17 protein-coding genes are annotated in these 16,751 nt (G+C 69.4%); 11 read left to right on the top strand and 6 right to left on the bottom strand.

Going from position 1 to position 16,751, the window contains the following annotated elements:
• From KIH27_RS18300 to KIH27_RS18265, 8 genes are all read left to right on the top strand, one after another.
• Positions 1-773: phosphoenolpyruvate carboxykinase domain-containing protein (locus KIH27_RS18300; protein ID WP_214094396.1), on the top strand; the 773-nt coding region annotated here is incomplete at its 5' end.
• A gap of 71 nt (positions 774-844) precedes the next feature.
• A complete protein-coding gene (locus KIH27_RS18295) occupies positions 845-1,174 on the top strand; it encodes an ArsR/SmtB family transcription factor (protein WP_214094395.1) in 330 nt (109 codons plus the stop codon).
• On the top strand, positions 1,171-1,650 hold the full coding sequence (locus KIH27_RS18290) for an NADH-quinone oxidoreductase subunit B family protein (protein WP_214094394.1): 480 nt from the start codon (positions 1,171-1,173) through the stop codon (positions 1,648-1,650). Before KIH27_RS18295 ends, KIH27_RS18290 begins: the two co-directional genes overlap by 4 nt.
• A gap of 98 nt (positions 1,651-1,748) precedes the next feature.
• Positions 1,749-3,617, top strand: coding sequence for a proton-conducting transporter transmembrane domain-containing protein (locus KIH27_RS18285; protein WP_372451418.1), 1,869 nt, complete (start codon positions 1,749-1,751; stop codon positions 3,615-3,617).
• A gap of 5 nt (positions 3,618-3,622) precedes the next feature.
• A complete protein-coding gene (locus KIH27_RS18280; protein WP_214094398.1) occupies positions 3,623-4,573 on the top strand; it encodes a respiratory chain complex I subunit 1 family protein in 951 nt (316 codons plus the stop codon).
• Positions 4,574-4,577: 4 nt separating this feature from the next.
• Positions 4,578-5,234, top strand: coding sequence for a hypothetical protein (locus KIH27_RS18275; RefSeq protein ID WP_214094393.1), 657 nt, complete (start codon positions 4,578-4,580; stop codon positions 5,232-5,234).
• The gene (locus KIH27_RS18270) at positions 5,235-6,701 is read left to right on the top strand and encodes a proton-conducting transporter transmembrane domain-containing protein (protein ID WP_214094392.1); all 1,467 of its coding nucleotides are present in this window, start codon (positions 5,235-5,237) and stop codon (positions 6,699-6,701) included. It begins immediately after the preceding gene.
• 5 nt (positions 6,702-6,706) lie between these two features.
• Positions 6,707-8,179, top strand: coding sequence for a hydrogenase large subunit (locus tag KIH27_RS18265; RefSeq protein ID WP_214094391.1), 1,473 nt, complete (start codon positions 6,707-6,709; stop codon positions 8,177-8,179).
• 22 nt (positions 8,180-8,201) lie between these two features.
• Here KIH27_RS18265 and KIH27_RS18260 read toward each other — a convergent pair whose 3' ends face one another.
• Entirely contained in the window at positions 8,202-8,531 is a 330-nt protein-coding gene (locus KIH27_RS18260) for a DUF732 domain-containing protein (RefSeq protein ID WP_214094390.1), read from the bottom strand.
• A 96-nt stretch (positions 8,532-8,627) separates the two neighbouring features.
• Complete coding sequence (gene gdhA / locus KIH27_RS18255; RefSeq protein ID WP_214094389.1) at positions 8,628-9,971, bottom strand: NADP-specific glutamate dehydrogenase; 1,344 nt, start codon at positions 9,969-9,971, stop codon at positions 8,628-8,630.
• A 187-nt stretch (positions 9,972-10,158) separates the two neighbouring features.
• On the opposite strand from gdhA, the gene pat reads away from it, so the two are divergent.
• Positions 10,159-11,151, top strand: coding sequence for an acetyltransferase Pat (pat, locus tag KIH27_RS18250; RefSeq protein ID WP_214094397.1), 993 nt, complete (start codon positions 10,159-10,161; stop codon positions 11,149-11,151).
• 64 nt (positions 11,152-11,215) lie between these two features.
• Positions 11,216-11,872, top strand: a complete 657-nt coding sequence (locus KIH27_RS18245; protein WP_214094388.1) for a DUF5642 family protein — start codon at positions 11,216-11,218, stop codon at positions 11,870-11,872.
• A gap of 3 nt (positions 11,873-11,875) precedes the next feature.
• Here the strand turns inward: KIH27_RS18245 and KIH27_RS18240 are convergent, their stop codons facing one another.
• Positions 11,876-12,481, bottom strand: coding sequence for an alpha-ketoglutarate-dependent dioxygenase AlkB (locus tag KIH27_RS18240; RefSeq protein WP_214094387.1), 606 nt, complete (start codon positions 12,479-12,481; stop codon positions 11,876-11,878).
• A 58-nt stretch (positions 12,482-12,539) separates the two neighbouring features.
• A complete protein-coding gene (locus KIH27_RS18235; RefSeq protein ID WP_214094386.1) occupies positions 12,540-14,099 on the bottom strand; it encodes a dolichyl-phosphate-mannose--protein mannosyltransferase in 1,560 nt (519 codons plus the stop codon).
• A 24-nt stretch (positions 14,100-14,123) separates the two neighbouring features.
• On the opposite strand from KIH27_RS18235, the gene rsmI reads away from it, so the two are divergent.
• Positions 14,124-14,960: a 16S rRNA (cytidine(1402)-2'-O)-methyltransferase gene (gene rsmI / locus KIH27_RS18230; protein ID WP_214094385.1), complete on the top strand. Its 837-nt coding sequence runs from the start codon at positions 14,124-14,126 to the stop codon at positions 14,958-14,960.
• Here rsmI and KIH27_RS18225 read toward each other — a convergent pair.
• Complete coding sequence (locus KIH27_RS18225; protein WP_214094384.1) at positions 14,930-16,183, bottom strand: aminodeoxychorismate synthase component I; 1,254 nt, start codon at positions 16,181-16,183, stop codon at positions 14,930-14,932. The two genes, rsmI and KIH27_RS18225, sit on opposite strands and share 31 nt — an antisense overlap.
• 54 nt (positions 16,184-16,237) lie before the next feature.
• On the bottom strand, positions 16,238-16,751 hold a 514-nt coding region (locus tag KIH27_RS18220; protein ID WP_214094383.1), incomplete at its 5' end, for an EAL domain-containing protein.

Here is a 16,751-nt window from a genome sequence, read left to right as displayed (position 1 = left end):
ACGACAACGACATCTGGTGGGAGGGCATCGACGGGGAGACGCCTGAGCACCTGATCGACTGGAAGGGCAACGACTGGTCGCCCGAGTCGGGAACGCCTGCCGCGCACCCGAACTCGCGGTACTGCACCCCGATGTCGCAGTGCCCGATCCTGGCCCCGGAGTGGGATGACCCGGCGGGCGTGCCGATCTCGGCGATCCTGTTCGGCGCCCGCCGCAAGACGACGGTGCCGCTGGTCAGCCAGGCCCGCGACTGGCAGCACGGCGTGTTCATCGGCGCCACCATGGGTTCCGAGCAGACCGCTGCCGCCGAGGGCACCGTCGGTGCGGTGCGCCGGGATCCGATGGCGATGCTGCCGTTCATCGGCTACAACGCCGGGGATTACATGGCGCACTGGATCGACCTGGGCAAGAACGCTGATGCGTCGAAGCTGCCGAAGGTGTTCTTCGTCAACTGGTTCCGTCGCGGTGAGGGCGGCAAGTTCCTGTGGCCGGGCTTCGGGGAGAACTCCCGGGTGCTCAAGTGGGTCATCGACCGGGTTGAGGGTGTCGGCGCCGGGCAGGAGACCGCGATCGGCACCGTGCCGCACGCCAGCGATCTGGAGCTGACCGGGCTGGACGTGGACCCCGCCGATGTGGACACCGCGCTGAAGGTCGACGCCGAGGAGTGGCGTGCTGAGTTGCCGCTGATCGAGCAGTGGTTCGACTTCATCGGGGACAAGCTGCCCACCGGCTTGCGCGACGAGTTCGACGCCCTCAAGCAGCGGCTCGGGTAACCCCGGACACGGCGGAACACGGTGGGTGAGGGAATGCCGGTCCTGCGGATCCGATTGCTAGCGTGATCGACGTGTCGGAGCCGCTGTACAAGCTCAAGGCCGAGTTCTTCAAGACACTCGGCCATCCGGCCCGGATCAGAGTGCTCGAGCTGCTGGTCGAACGCGATCGCACGGTGGGCGAGCTGCTGTCCGAAGTGGGGCTGGAGCCGTCGAACCTGTCCCAGCAGCTGGCGGTGCTGCGTCGGGCCGGGGTGGTGATCTCATCCAAGGACGGCAGCAGTGTCGTCTATTCCATTGCCTCACCGGCGATCGCCGACCTGCTGGCGGTCGCGCGCAAGGTGCTCACCGGGCTGCTCACCGACCAGGCCGCGATCCTCGACGACCTGCGCGCAGCGCAATGAGCTGGCTCGGCAGGATCGTCCGCACCGGCCGCATCGCGGAACCGGCGGACACCCGGCCGGCCGAGACAGTCGCCCCGCCTGCCGGGGTGCGCGGCTCACTGCAGGTGCGTCATATCGATGCCGGCTCCTGCAACGGCTGTGAAATCGAGATCGCGGCGGCGTTCGGGCCGGTCTATGACGCGGAGCGGTTCGGTGCGCGCCTCGTAGCCTCGCCACGGCATGCCGACGCCCTGCTGATCACGGGTGCGGTTACCCGAAACATGGTGGAGCCGTTACGAAACGCGGTCGCGGCAACCCCGAAACCGCGCCTGGTGATCGCCTGCGGCGACTGCGCGATCAACTGTGGCGTGTTTGCCGGCGCGTACGGCGTGGTCGGGCCGGTCAGTGCCATCGTCGACGTCGACGTGGAAATCCCCGGCTGTCCGCCGACCCCTGACCAGATCGTCGCCGCCCTACGATCGGTGACGGGTAAGTGAGAACGGCCGGCCCGGGCGATGCGACCGACGCGCCGCCCACCTTCGGTATCGGGCCGACGGTGAGCGGCGCAGTTGCCAGTGTAATCGGTGCTGCCGGTGTGGGATTCGGGATCGCGGGAATGTTCGGCGAGTTGCCGGCCGCTCGGATTCCCTGGCTTCTCCCGCTGGCGGGCGTGTGTCTGCGCGTCGATGCACTGGGTGGATTCTTCATGGCGATCACTGGTGCGGTCGTCGCGGTCGTCGGGGTGTACTGGATCGGCTACGCACACCGGGAACGCCTCGCACGCACCGCACTGATTGTGCTGCCGGCGTTCGCCGCCGCTTTGCTGCTGGTCACTGCGGCGGGTTCGGTGACCACCTTCCTGTACGGCTGGGAACTGATGGCGATCGCATCACTGGTGCTACTGCTGATCGACCACCGACGTGACCAGGTTCGCTCCGCCGCAGTCGTTTACGCGGTGATGACCCAGTCGGGGTTCGTCGCGCTGCTGCTGGGCATGATGGTGCTCGCCGCCGCCGCGCACACCGACGTCTTCACGGAGATCGGTTCGATTCCCGAACCGGCACGAACCGTGGTGTTTCTGCTGACGTTCGCCGGATTCGGCTCCAAGGCCGGGCTGCTACCGCTGCATGCATGGCTGCCGCGGGCGCACCCGGAAGCACCCAGCGCGGTGTCGGCGTTGATGAGCGCCGCGATGGTCAACCTCGGCGTGTACGGCATCCTCCGCGTCGATCTGCAACTGCTCGGCCCCGCACCCCGCTGGTGGGGAATGCTGCTGATGGTGGTGGGCGGGGCGTCGGCGATCTACGGCGTGCTGCAGGCATCCGTCGCCACCGATCTCAAACGGCTGCTGGCGTATTCGACCACCGAGAACATGGGGCTGATCGTGCTCGCCGTCGGCGTTGCGACGCTGATGTCGGCTTCCGGGGTTGCTTCGGCCGCGGCGATCGCCATGACCGCCGCGCTGCTGCACCTGATCGCTCACGCCGCATTCAAGAGTCTCGGGTTCCTGGCGTCGGGATCGGTGCTCGCCGCGACCGGCCTGCGAGACCTGAACCGACTCGGTGGCCTGGTCCGCCGGATGCCCCTGACAACGGCGCTTTTCGGTGTCTCGGCGCTCGGTGCCGCAGGGCTGCCGCTGGGGGCAGGATTCGTCAGCGAGTGGCTGCTCGTGCAGTCACTGATTCACACCGGAACCAACCGCGATGCGGTGGTCGCACTGGCGACACCCCTGACGGTCGCGGCGGTCGCACTCACCGCCGGACTCGGTGTGGCGACGATGGCGAAGGCGTTCGGTATCGGATTCCTGGCGCGGCCGCGCTCTGATGCGGCAGCCCACGCTGAAGAGGCGCCGGCCACCATGGTCACCGCGATGGCGGTAGCCGCAACCGGATGCACCGTGTTGGCGGTCGCCCCCGGTGCGGTAGCCGCTCCGATCGGCCGCGTCTTCGATGTGCTGCCGAGCGTTGGGGCGCTCGACCGGACCGACCTCGGACTGCTGTTGAGACTGCCCGGGGTGGCCGGTTCGATGGGGCCGGGGCTGCTCGCCGCCGCACTGGGGGGTGCTGCCGTCGCGGTCCTGATCGTCGCGCGGTGGCGCTCAAGTCGACGGCCCGAACCCGTGACGCTGCCGCTGTGGGCGTGCGGCGCGGACGACCTCAGTTCCCGCATGCAGTACACCGCGACGTCGTTCGCGCAGCCGCTGCAGCGGGTCTTCCACGACGTGCTGCGTCCCGACACCGATGTCGCAGTGACCCACGTAGCGGATTCCCGGTACCTGGTCGAGCGGATCGAATACCGGGTGACCGCAACCGATGTCGTCGAAGATCGCCTGCACCGTCCGGTGCTGCGCGTGGTCGCGGAGTCGGCGCGACTGATTCGCGCCGCACACAACGGAAGCGTGCATCTCTATCTGACCTACGGTGCCGTCGGGGTTTTGATCGTGTTGCTGGTGGCTGCGCGATGAACGCACTGTCATATCTCGCGGGTGCGACGCAACTGTTCGCGGTCGCTGCCGGTGCGCCGCTGGTGCTCGGGCGGATGCGTCAGATCAGAGCCCGGTTGGAGGGCCGAGTGGGGGGCGGCGTGCTGCAACCCTGGCGAGATCTGCGCAAGCAACTGGGCAAACAGTCCATCACCCCGGTCGGCACCAGCTGGGTATTCCGCGGCGCACCGGTGCTGCTGGCCGCGAGCACGCTGCTGATCGGCGCCGTCGCACCACTTGTCGCAACCGGTTCACCGTTGGACCCGGTTGCCGACCTCATCGCCGTCGTAGGCCTGCTGTTCCTGGGGACGGTCGCGCTCGCGCTGGCCGGACTTGACACCGGCACGGCGTTCGGCGGGATGGGAGCCAGCCGGGAGATGACGATCGCCGCGCTGGTGGAACCGACCATCCTGCTCGCGGTGTTCGCCCTGTCGATTCCAGCAGGTTCGGCGAATCTCGGTGCGATTGTGGCGAATTCACTGGAGAACCCCGGCCAGGTGATGTCCCTGGCCGGAGTGCTCGCATTCGTCGCGCTGGCGATCGTGGTCGTTGCTGAAACCGGGCGGTTGCCGGTGGACAACCCATCCACCCACCTCGAGCTGACCATGGTGCACGAGGCCATGGTGCTGGAATACGCCGGTCCGAGGCTGGCTCTCATCGAGTGGGCGGCTGCCATGCGGCTCACGGTGCTGTTGGCGTTGCTGGCGAATCTCTTCGTTCCGTGGGGAGTCGCCGGCGCGCAGCCCACCCTGGCGGCGGTGCTGATCGGTCTCGTCACGATCGCTGCGAAAGTGGCGGCGCTGGCTGCGGCCCTTGCGTTCGCCGAGGTGTTCCTGGCCAAGCTGCGACTGTTCCGCGTACCCGAACTGCTCGCCGGTTCGTTTCTGCTGGCGCTGTTGGCGGTCACCGCCGCGAACTTCTTCTCCGGGCAGGCGTGATCCGATGGCCGACTATGTGACGCTGCTCGATCTGGCGGCCGGCGGGGTTCTGCTGACCGCGGTGCTGATCGTCTGGCGCCGGGATCTGCCATCAATCGTGCGGTTGCTGAGAATGCAGGGCGTCGCGCTGGCAGCGATCCCCGTGCTCGGCGGCTGGCGGGAGGGCGACGCTGAGCTGATCTGGATCGGGCTCACGGTGCTCGTCGTGCGGGCCGTACTGCTGCCCTGGCTGCTGGCGCGGGCGGTCGGTGCGGAACGGCAGGACCAGCGTGAAGCGACACCACTGGTCAACACGACCGCGTCGCTGCTGATCGCCACCACACTGGTGGTGGCGGCGTTCGCAGTGGCGCAACCGGTCACCGCGCTGCAGCCGACCCCGGCGTCTGCCGCTGCGCCCGCCGCCCTGGCGGCAATCCTGATCGCAATGTTCGTGATGGCGACCCGCCGGCATGCGATCTCGCAGGCGGCCGGCTTCCTGATGCTCGACAACGGCATCACCGCGGTCGCGTTCCTCCTGACAGCCGGCGTGCCGCCGGTCGTCGAACTCGGGGTCTCGCTGGACGTGCTGTTCGCGCTGATCGTCCTGGGCGTGCTCACCGGCCGGCTCCGTCGGATGTTCGGCGGCGCGGACCTCGACCAACTGCAGGAGCTACGAGACTGAATGACAGCACTGATCCTGGTGGCGATCCTCGCGCCGACGACCGCGGCGGCCTGTGCTGCCGTCGGTGGGTGGCGGGCCTGGACCGCCACCGCGACGGTGCTGTCGGCCGTCACGCTGCTGGGATGCGGAATCGGCCTGGGGTATCGGTGCGCCGACGGCCGACACCTGGCCCTGGGCGGTGTCCTGCATGCGGACGCTCTCGTGGCGGTCCTGCTGATCGTCATAGGCATCGTCGCGACATTGGCCACCTGGGCGAGCATCGGCTACATCGATACCGAACTGCGGCACGGGCACACCGACCGGAGCGGCGCCAGGCTCTACGGCACCCTGACGCCGGCCTTCCTGGCCGCGATGGCGCTTGCGGTGTGCGCCAACGACATCGGCGTGATCTGGGTTGCGATCGAGGCGACCACGGTGATCACCGCCTTCCTCGTCGGCCATCGCCGCACCCGAACCGCGCTGGAGGCCACCTGGAAGTACGTCGTGATCTGCTCGGTGGGGATCGCCATCGCCTTCCTCGGCACCGTGCTCCTTTATTTCGCCGCCCAGCACGCCGTAACAGGCGGACGCGACCTGCTGCATCTGGACGTGCTGACTGCGCACGCCGCCGCATTCGACCCGCAGGTGGTCCGGCTGGCCGGTGCGCTGCTGCTTATCGGCTACGGCGCGAAAGTCGGGTTGGTGCCGTTTCACACGTGGCTGGCAGACGCGCACAGCCAGGCGCCGGCTCCGATCTCCGCGTTGATGAGCGGCGTGCTGCTGTCGGTGGCGTTCTCGGTGGTGATTCGCATCCGACCGATCATCGATGCCGCAGTCGGCCCGGAATTCCTGCGCGCCGCACTGCTCGCGGCCGGTCTGGTGACCGTACTCATCGCGGCCCTGCTGCTGACGGTCACCGGGGACCTCAAGCGCATGCTCGCATACTCATCAATGGAGAACATGGGCCTGATCGCGATCGCTGCCGCTGCCGGAACCCGGCTGGCGATCGCGGCGTTGCTGCTGCACATCTTGGCGCACGGCGTCGGCAAGACGGTGCTGTTCCTGTCCGGCGGACAGCTGCAGGCCGCCCACGGGTCGACGGCGATCGCGGAGATCACTGCGGTGCTGGGCCGTTCCCGGTTGGTCGGATCCAGTTTCGCGGTGGGGATCGTCGTCCTGCTCGGGCTGCCGCCGTTCGCGATGTTCGCCAGCGAACTGGCGATCGCGCGGTCACTGGCCGATGCACGGCTGGCCTGGGCGCTGGCGATCGCGCTGCCGCTCATCGTGGTGGCGTTCGCAGCCCTGGTGACGAACTCCGGTCGCATCCTGCTCGGTCGACCGGAAGCGGATGCTGTCGCGATACCGGTCCCGGCAACCGTGGCAGTCCCGCTGGTCGGCGGTGTGGTGATCTGCATCCTGCTCGGTGTGACGATAGGGCCGCTCGCCGGGCTCTTCGAGACCGTCGGCGACATGTTCGGTGTGCGGTGACGGGCATGGAAACCGACCGCCGGACGATCACCGCATCCGCCCTCGCCGATACGGCTGAGCAACTGCTCGGTGCCGGCTTCCGGATCGCGTTGATCGCCGCCCACGACGACGGCGAGCGATTCCGGGTCGTCTACCTCTTCCTGGCGGGCCGGCCTGATCGCCGGATCGAACTGGTGCTGCCGGTGCCGGCAACCGATCCGACGATCCCGTCGCTGGCGTACCTGTCGTTTCCGGCGGGCCGCTTCGAGCGGGAGATGGCTGATCTCTTCGGGATCACCGCGGTCGGGCACCCGCGACCGTATCGACTGGTGCGCCACGCACACTGGCCCGAGGACTGGTACCCGATGCGGCGTGACGCCGGCCCACCACCGGAGTTCACCGCACGCGACCGGTTCCCGTTCCTCACCGTGGATGACCCGGGGGTCTATGAGATCCCGGTCGGGCCGATCCACGCCGGCCTGATCGAACCCGGGCACTTCCGATTCTCCGCTGTCGGAGAATCCGTGCTACGCCTCAAGATCCGGCTGTGGTTCGTGCACCGCGGCATCGAACGGATTTTCCAGGGGCGATCCGCCGGCGCTGCCGTGGAGGTAGCCGAACGGATCAGTGGCGACACGTCGGCGGGTCATGCCCTGGCGCACAGTCTCGCCGTCGAGGACGCGCTGGGTATTGAACTGCCCGAGCCGGTGCACCGGCTGCGGGCGCTGCTGCTGGAACTGGAACGCTTGCACAATCACGTTGCCGATCTCGGCGCACTCGCCAACGATGTGGGCTTCGGACTGGCTAACATCCATGCCCAGCGTATCCGCGAGCAGTTGCTGCGACTCAATGGTCGGCTCACCGGACATCGGCTGCTGCGCACCGCGATTCAGCCCGGCGCGGTGGCGCTGCGTGAACTTCCTGATCCGCAGGAGCTACGTCAGCTGGCCGCCGAGGTTGCCGAGATCGCCGAGCTCACGTTGCGGAATTCGGTGGTCTACGAGCGGTTCGCCCAGACCTCGGTCCTGGCGGGCGACGATGCCCGTGCCCTGGGCTGCCTGGGATATGTGGCGCGGGCCAGCGGTGCGAGCAGTGATGCCCGGCTGGACCACCCGACCGTTGCACTGCCGGTCACCGAGGTGCGGGCCTCCTCCGGTGACGTCCTTGCCCGCTACGGCGTCCGCCGCGACGAGTTCGCCGCGTCGATCGAGTTGGCCTGCCACCTCATCGAAGGTCATCACGGGCCGCTCGAGTTTCGTGTCCCGTTGCCGGCGACGGGACACGCATGCAGTGGAATCGGCATCGTGGAGGGCTGGCGCGGCAGTATCGTCCACCGCGTCGAGATCGACCCCGCCGGGGTCATCGCCCGAGCGAAGATCGTCGACCCGTCGTGGTTCAACTGGCCGGCCCTGCCGGTCGCGATGACCGACACGATCGTCCCGGACTTCCCGCTGACCAATAAGAGCTTCAATCTGTCCTACGCGGGCAACGATCTCTAGCGGACCGTTGGGACGACCGGGATCAGCCCAGGGTCTCCGGGCAGATCTCGTGCTGCGCGATGTCGATCACCTGGCGGAGGTTGACGGTCAGATCGTCGACCATCGACGGGCCGCCGAACGACGGCCGGCGGACGTACGCGTTCGCGACCTGGTCGGGGGTGGCGCCGCTGCGCAGTTCGTTGCAGAACCGGTGCCCCGCCGACAGCCGGGCGTTCGGCGGACCGGAGCGGAACACCCCCTGCGCGTCGAGCGCGGCGAGGTAACTGGCGTCGTCGGCGTGGGCGGTCGCGCTGCCCAGCAGCGTGACAACGCCGAGGCCGGCCAGTGCGACCCCGCGCGGAATCCAACTCATAGCGGCGATGCTACGCAATGGCCACCGGATTGACTCTGCGTCCACGGTGCGAAGGTGCGAGAGCACCGCACCGTGGACGCAGAGTCAACGGACTTGCTAGATGACGCCCATCGCGAGCATGGCGTCCGCGACCTGGATGAAGCCGGCGATGTTGGCGCCGACCACGTAGTTGCCGGGGGCGCCGTACTCGTCGGCGGTGGCCAGGCAGCGGTCGTGGATGCCGCGCATGATCGTCGCCAGCCGCTGCTCGGTGTACTCGAAGCTCCACGAGTCACGCGACGCGTTCTGCTGCATTTCCAGCGCGCTGGTAGCCACACCGCCGGCGTTGGCGGCCTTGCCCGGCGCGAACTTCACGCCCGCCTCGGCGAACACCTTCACCGCGTCCGGGGTGCACGGCATGTTGGCGCCCTCGGCGACGATCTTGCCGCCGGCCTTGACCAGCCGCGCGGCGTCCTCGCCGGTCAGCTCGTTCTGGGTGGCGCTGGGCACCGCGACGTCACACGGCACGTCCCAGGTCAGCCGGCCGGAAACGAACTTGGTGTCGCCGCCGCGGGCGGTGGCGTAGGCCTCGATGCGCTCGCGCTTGACCTCCTTGATCTCCTTGATCAGGTCGAGGTCGATGCCCTTCTCGTCCACGACGTAGCCGCTGGAGTCGGAGCAGGCCACCACGGTGCCGCCGAGCTGGTGGATCTTCTCGATGGCGTAGATCGCGACGTTGCCGGAACCCGACACCACGGCCCGCTTGCCTTCGAAGCTGTCGCCGGAGGTCTTGAGGATCTCGTCGGCGAAGAACACCGCGCCGTAACCGGTGGCCTCGGTGCGCACCTGCGAGCCGCCCCAGGACAGGCCCTTGCCGGTGAGCACGCCGGACTCGTAGCGGTTGGTGATCCGCTTGTACTGGCCGAAGAGGTAACCGATCTCACGTCCGCCGACGCCGATGTCACCGGCCGGCACGTCGGTGTACTCACCGAGGTGGCGGTACAGCTCGGTCATGAACGACTGGCAGAACCGCATGATCTCGCCGTCGGAACGACCCTTGGGGTCGAAGTCCGACCCGCCCTTGCCGCCGCCGATCGGCAGCCCGGTCAGCGAGTTCTTGAAGATCTGCTCGAAGCCGAGGAACTTGATGATGCCGATGTACACCGACGGGTGGAACCGCAGCCCGCCCTTGAACGGCCCCAGCGCGGAGTTGAACTCCACCCGGAAACCACGGTTGATCTGCACGTTGCCGGCGTCGTCGACCCACGGCACCCGGAAGATGATCTGACGCTCCGGCTCACACATCCGCTGGATGACGGAGGTGTACTGCGGGTGCTTGGCGACGACCGGCCCCAGGCTGCTCAGGACCTCCAGGACGGCCTGGTGGAACTCGGCCTCGCCGGGGTTACGGCGCAGCACCTCGTCGTAGATGTAATGCAGCTGCTTGTTCAGCTCGGTCATGGATGTGAACTCTTTCCTCGCGTTTGGCTGTCAGCGGGGTCAGGCTAACGGGACAGATCGCGAACGCCGAATCCTTACGGTTAAGTAACGGTTAAATCATCGCCGAGGCGTGACCAGCTATTAGCCTGACACGAGAGCAAGGGTGGTGCGGGCGAATGACGGTGTGCAGCGGATGCGGGACCTGCCGATGACCGAACTGACGGCGTCCGCGAGCGAACTGGCGGCGATGGACATCTTCGCCGGTTGCCCCGCCTCCGACGTCGCACAGTTGGCGACGGCACTCCAGCCGCTGCAGGCCGCGGCCGGCGACGTGCTGATGACCCAGGGGGAGCGTGCGCTGTCGTTCCTGCTGATCTCGTCGGGGGACGCCGCGGTCCGGCACACCGGTGACGACGGCGCCGTGATCGTCAACGAGGTGACCGCCGGCATGGTCGTCGGTGAGATCGCTCTGCTGCGCAAGGGTCGCCGGACCGCGACCGTCACCGCCACGACCGCGCTGACCGGATGGGCCGGTGACGAGCGGGCGTTCGCCCGGATGGTGCAGATCCCGCAGGTGATGGACCGACTGGTGCGCACCGCTCGGCAGCGCCTGGCCGCCTATCTGACCGCGGTGCCGGTCACGGCGCGGGACGGGACTGCTCTGCTGCTGCGGCCGGTGCTGCCCGGTGACAGTGCCCGCACCCTGCAGGGCCGCACCGACTTCTCGGCCGAGACGCTGTACCGCCGGTTCATGTCCGCGCGCACCCCGAGTCCGGCGCTGATGCACTATCTGTTCGAGGTCGACTACGTCAACCATTTCGTCTGGGTGGTCACCGAACCCGACGGTGCTTTCGTCGCCGATGCGCGGTTCGTCCGCGATTCCCGGCATGCGACGGCCGCCGAGATCGCGTTCATCGTCGGTGACAGTTATCAGGGCCGCGGTATCGGCACGCTGCTGATGGGGGCGCTGGCCGTCGTCGCCAGGCTGCAGGGCATCGAGAAATTCACCGCCCGGGTGCTTTCGGAGAACGCGCCGATGCGCGCCATCCTCGACCACTTCGGCGCGTACTGGGAGCGCGACGACCCCGGCATCGTGATCACCGTGCTCGACGTGCCCGACGACGACCAGCTGCCGTTCGGTCGCGACCTCGCTGATCAGCTCAAAGAGGTTGGGCGGCAGGCGATTCAGGCCGTCGGCTGAGGTGCGCCCGGAGAGCGGGCCCGGGCCTCGGCGGGTGCGTTGACCCATTGGGTAGATTGACCCGATGCTGAACCTTCGCGCGGTGCTGGTACTCGGATGCATCTGCTTGCTCGCGGCATGCAGTTCCAGCCACCCGGAGGTCACGGCCGACATCAACAAGGTCGTCGACGTCAAGTCCTCCTTCGGCCCGGATTTCCAGGTGCGCGACATCGCCCGCACCGGGATCGACCCCAAGCTGCTGGCCGGCACCGCGCTGCCGCCGGGGCTGACCTTCGACCCGGCGGACTGCTCGCGGTTCGCGGTCAGCCAGCAGCTCCCGCAGGGCGTGCAGGGCAACATGGCGGCCGTCGCCGCCGAGGGCAACGGCAACCGCTTCATCACGATCGCACTGGAGACCTCCGAGCCGGTGCCGTTCAGCGAGCCCGGCAAGTCCTGCCACAAGGTCGGGTTCGCCAGCGGCCGGATGCGCGGGATGGTCGAGGTGGTGGAGGCGCCGCGCATCGACGGGGTCCGCACGATCGGCGTGCACCGGGTCATCGAGGCGGTCGCCGGCGGCAAGACCCGCATCGGCGAGCTCTACAACTACACCGCCTACTTCGGTCCGTACCAGGTGCTGGTCACCGCGAACCCGCTGGTGCAGAAGGACAAGCCCGTCGTCCCGGTCGACACCGAACGCGCGCGCGAACTGCTGGTGTCCGCCGTCGCCGCGGTCCGCAGCTAGCGGCTAGCGCACTCCGCGCGGCCGGAACTGGACGCTGATCCGCGGCCCGGTCGGGGTCGCGGTCTTCGGGATGGCGTGCTCCCAGGTGCGCTGACATGACCCGCCCATCACCAGCAGATCGCCGTGATGCTGGGGCAGCCGCAGCGACTGCCCGCCGCCGCGCGGCCGCAGCGCCAGGGTGCGGGTGGCGCCGACGCTGACGATCGCGACCATCGTGTCGTCGGTGGCGCCGCGGCCCAGGGTGTCGCCGTGCCACGCCACGCTGTCGGTGCCGTCCCGGTACAGGCACATCCCCACCGTGGTGAACGGTTCGCCGAGCTCACCGGCGTAGATGTCGTTGAGGCGCCGGCGCATCCGGGCGATCATCGGGTGTGGGACCGGGTTGTTGCCGTCGGCAAGGTCGTGGAAGCTCACCAGCCGGGGCACGTCGAGCACCCGGTCATACATCTGGCGGCGTTCCGCCCGCCACGGCACCGCCGCCCGCAGGTCGTCGAGCAGGCCGTCCGAGTCGTCGGTCAGCCACGCGGATCGCACGTCGATCCATGCGCCGTCAGCCAGCCACCGCCGTTCACTGTGGTCGAAGAGCGAGCCCTGCACCGCCTGCGTCACACGCCCAGCGTATCGCACATTCGTTCGATTTCGGTGTTGATATTGCGCTGACGATAGGTCACTGCCAGCTGGGCAGCCAGATCTCCAGGTGCCAGGTGTACTGCGAGATCGGCAGGCCGGTGAGCACCGGGTACAGCCAGGCGAAGTTGGTCAGCGCCGCCGCGACGTAGCAGCTCACCGCGATCAGCCCGACCGTGTGCCGCTCCTCGCCCTGCGGCTGATTCCGGTACACGATGTCGCCGAGGACCAGCGCGATCAGCATCGCCAGGAACGGTGCCATCGGCACCGCGTAGAAGAAGTACATCTGCCGGCCGATGTCGGCGAACCACGGCAACCAACCGGCGCAGTAGCCGACCAGGGCCGCGGCATAGCGCCAGTCGTGGCGCACGAACGTCCGCCACGCCGCGTAGCCCAGCACCGGCACCGCCAGCCACCACAGCGCCGGCGTGCCGACCAGCAGCACCGCCTTCACGCAGGACTGGGCACCGCAGCCGGGGACGTCGTGCTGGTCGATGGCGTAGAGCACCGGCCGCAGCGACATCGGCCAGGCCCACGGCTTGGACTCCCACGGGTGATGGTTGCCGGCGGCGTTGGTCAGCCCGGCGTGGAAGTGATACGCCTGGTAGGTGTAATGCCACAGCGAGCGCAGTGCGTCCGGCACCGGGAAGCGGCTGGTCTCGCCGATCGACTGGCCGGCCTCGTGACGGTCGACGCCGGTCTCGGAGGCGAACCACGGCGCATACGACGCCAGGTACACGGCGAACGGGATCAGTGCGATCGCGTAACCGGTGGGGACCACGTCGCGGCGCAGGGTCCCCAGCCAGGGCCGCCGCACCCGGTACTGCCGGCGGGCGGCCACGTCGAATACCAGCGACAGCGCACCGAAGAACACGATGAAGTACAGCCCCGACCACTTGGTGGCGAACGCCAGGCCCAGCAGTACCCCGGCCCCGAACCGCCACCACCGCACCCCGAGCCGCGGACCCCACGGCGTCGCGGTGGAGCGGCCCTCGATCAGCGCGGTGTGCATGCGTTCTCGCACCTGATCGCGGTCGACGATCAGCGCCCCGAACGCCGCCACCACGAAGAACGCCAGGAACTCGTCGAGCAGGGCGGTGCGTGCCGCGACGAAGCTGACCCCGTCGGCCACCAGCAGCAGCCCGGCGATCCCGCCGGTCAGTGTCGAGCGGGTCATCCGGCGGACGATCCGCACCACCAGCGCCACCAGCAGCACCCCGAGCAGGGCGCTGCTGAACCGCCAGCCCACCCCGTTGTAGCCGAACAGCGCCTCACCGATGGCGATCAGCTGCTTGCCCACCGGGGGATGCACGACCAGTCCATAGCCGGGGTTGTCCTCGACGCCGTGGTTGTGCAGCATCTGCCAGGCCTGCGGGGCGTAGTGCTTCTCGTCGAAGATCGGGGTGCCGGCGTCGGTCGGTGACTGCAGGTTCAGGAACCGCGTCACTGCGGCCAGCGCCGTGACGGCCCCGGTCACCGCCCAGCCGCGAGCCCGGTCGACCGGCCCGAAATCGGCGACCGGCACCAGCAGCCCGGGGCTGATCATCGGTGCGGTGCGCTCCGGCACGGCCGCGGATGTAGTAGCGGTCGGAGCGCTCATCTGCACGATCGTAGGCTGTGCGCCATGACCGGTGGACGACTGTTGCTGGCTGCCACGCCGCTGGGGCAGCCCGGTGACGCCTCGGCGCGGCTGATCGAAGCGCTGGGTACCGCCGACGTGGTGGCCGCCGAGGACACCCGGCGGGTGCGCACCCTGGCCAAGTCGCTGGACGTGGCGATCACCGGGAAGGTGGTCAGCCTGTTCGACGCTAACGAGGCCGCCCGGGTGCCGGCGCTGCTCGCCGAGATCGAGACCGGCGCCACCGTGCTGGTGGTCAGCGACGCCGGGATGCCGCTGGTCAGCGACCCGGGGTATCGCCTGGTGGTGGCGTGCGCGACGGCGGAGGTGCCGGTCAGCTGCCTGCCCGGGCCGTCGGCGGTGACGACCGCGCTGGCGGTCTCCGGGCTGGCCGCGGAACGGTTCTGCTTCGAGGGGTTCGCCCCGCGCAAGTCCGCGGCGCGGCGGGGCTGGCTGGCGGCGCTGGCCGACGAGCGGCGCACAGCCGTGTTCTTCGAGTCGCCGCGGCGGCTGGCCGACTGCCTGGCCGACGCCGTCGACGAGCTCGGCGGCGACCGGCGGGCGGTGGTCTGCCGGGAGCTGACCAAGACCCACGAGGAGGTGCGGCGCGGCACGCTGGCCGAGCTGGCCGCCTGGGCCGCCGACGGGGTGCTGGGGGAGATCACCGTGGTGCTGGCCGGCGCGACGCCGCGGGCCGACCTGGCGGCGCTGGTCGAGGAGGCCAACCGGCTGGCGGCCGACGGGATGCGGCTGAAGGATGCCTGCGCGCTGGCGCTGGAGCACGCGCCGGGCGCGGTGTCGCGCCGCGAACTCTACGACGCGGTGCTGCGTTCCCGAGACTGATCCACGCCGACGATCGGCGCGGCCTTGTGCAGGCATTCCTGCCACTCGGCGTCGACGTCGGAGTCGGCGGTGATCCCGCCGCCGACCCCGAGCGTGGCACCGCCGGCCGCGTCGAACTCCACGGTGCGGATCGCGACGTTGAGCTCGGCGCCGGCCACTGGTGAGGCGAAACCCACGGCGCCGCAGTAGATTCCGCGACGCTCCGGCTCCCACTGCGAGATCAGCTGACGGGCGCGGTGCTTGGGCGTCCCGGTCACCGAGGCGGGCGGGAACGTCGCGTCCAGCAGCGCCGACGTCGGCAGCGCGGTCGGGACCCGGGCGGCCACCGTCGACACCAGATGCCAGACGCCGGGCGCCGGACGGATCGCCAGCAGCTCCGGCACGGTGACGCTGCCGGTGACCGCCACCCGGCTCAGGTCGTTGCGGACCAGGTCCACGATCATGATGTTCTCCGCGACGTCCTTCACCGATGCCCGCAGCGCCGACGGGCGCGCGTCCAGCGGCAGGGTTCCCTTGATCGGGCTGGAGATGACGACGTCGCCGTGCCGGGCCAGGAACAGCTCCGGCGACAGCGAGGCCACCGCACCCCAGTCCCCGGCCAGGTAGGCGGCCATCGCCGGGTTGGTGCGGGTGACGGCGTCGGCGAAGAAATCCAGCGGGGCGCCGGTGACCGTGCCGGTGAACTGCGTGCACACGCACGCCTGATAGACCTCCCCGGCCCGGATCGCCTCCAGGCAGGCCAGCACGCCGGCGCGGTGTGCCTGCCGGTCCGGGGTGTCCCAGTAGATCCGGCAACTGCGCGCCGGCGCGGGGGTGTTCACCGCGTCGGCCAGCCAGCCCGGCATGGGCGTCCCGGCGAGGCTTTCGTACCACCACCGGCCGTCGTCGTCGCAGCGCAGCACGCAGTCGGTCCAGCCGCCGGCGGCGGGCGGGATCCGGTCGGGGCGTCCGTCGGCGCCGGGGTCGGGGTAGGCGAGGTAGCCGATCCAGCCGCCGCCCACCGCACCTGACGCGGGTTCCGGCGTCCCGTCGAACGGCACGTCGAACACTGCGGCGGGCTCGACGGGTGCGACGGCCACACTCGGTGCGATCACCGCCCGAGACCCGAACCAGTCGCCGGTCAGCGCCGCCGGCGGCGGCAGGCTCAGCCGGGCCGTCGCGGCGCCGATCGCCCGCAGCACCTGCGGTGCGGGGCCCAGCTCTGGAAGCGGCTCGACGTGCACCGCACTAGCTTGTCGTGTCGGGCGGGCAGACGCAAAAGTGAACCGTGCCGGGTGTCACGGCCGGTGCGACATGGGCGCCGGCACGTCGAGCAGGCAGTCGACGTCGGGGCAGGGCAGCGGCACCCAGCCCGTCGACAGCAACCGCTCCATCGCGTCGGCGTCGATCGGCCGGGACAGCAGGAAGCCCTGCGCGCGGTGGCAGCCGTACCGCAGCAGCGTCGCCGCCGCGCCGGCGTCCTCCACTCCTTCGGCGACCACCTGCAGGTCGAACGCCTCCGCGAGGCCGATGATGGCCCGGACGATCGCCAGGTCGCCGGGGTCGGTGCCGAGATCCTTGACGAACGATCCGTCGATCTTGAGCACGTCGATCGGCAGCGACTTCAGGTGCGACAGGATGGCGTAGCCGGTGCCGAAGTCGTCGAGCGCGATCGTGACGCCGACCTTCTTCAACTCGGCGATCGTGGTCTGGGTGGTCGCGGTGTCGGCCACCATCGCGCGTTCGGTGATCTCCAGGCAGACCGAGGGGCCGTCGATGCCGAATTCGGCGAGCGTGTCGGCGACGGTGCCC

This window comes from Mycolicibacter acidiphilus (assembly GCF_018455725.1).
Taxonomy (GTDB): Bacteria; Actinomycetota; Actinomycetes; order Mycobacteriales; family Mycobacteriaceae; genus Mycobacterium; species Mycobacterium acidiphilum.
This window is presented reverse-complemented; position numbering and strand designations above follow the sequence as displayed.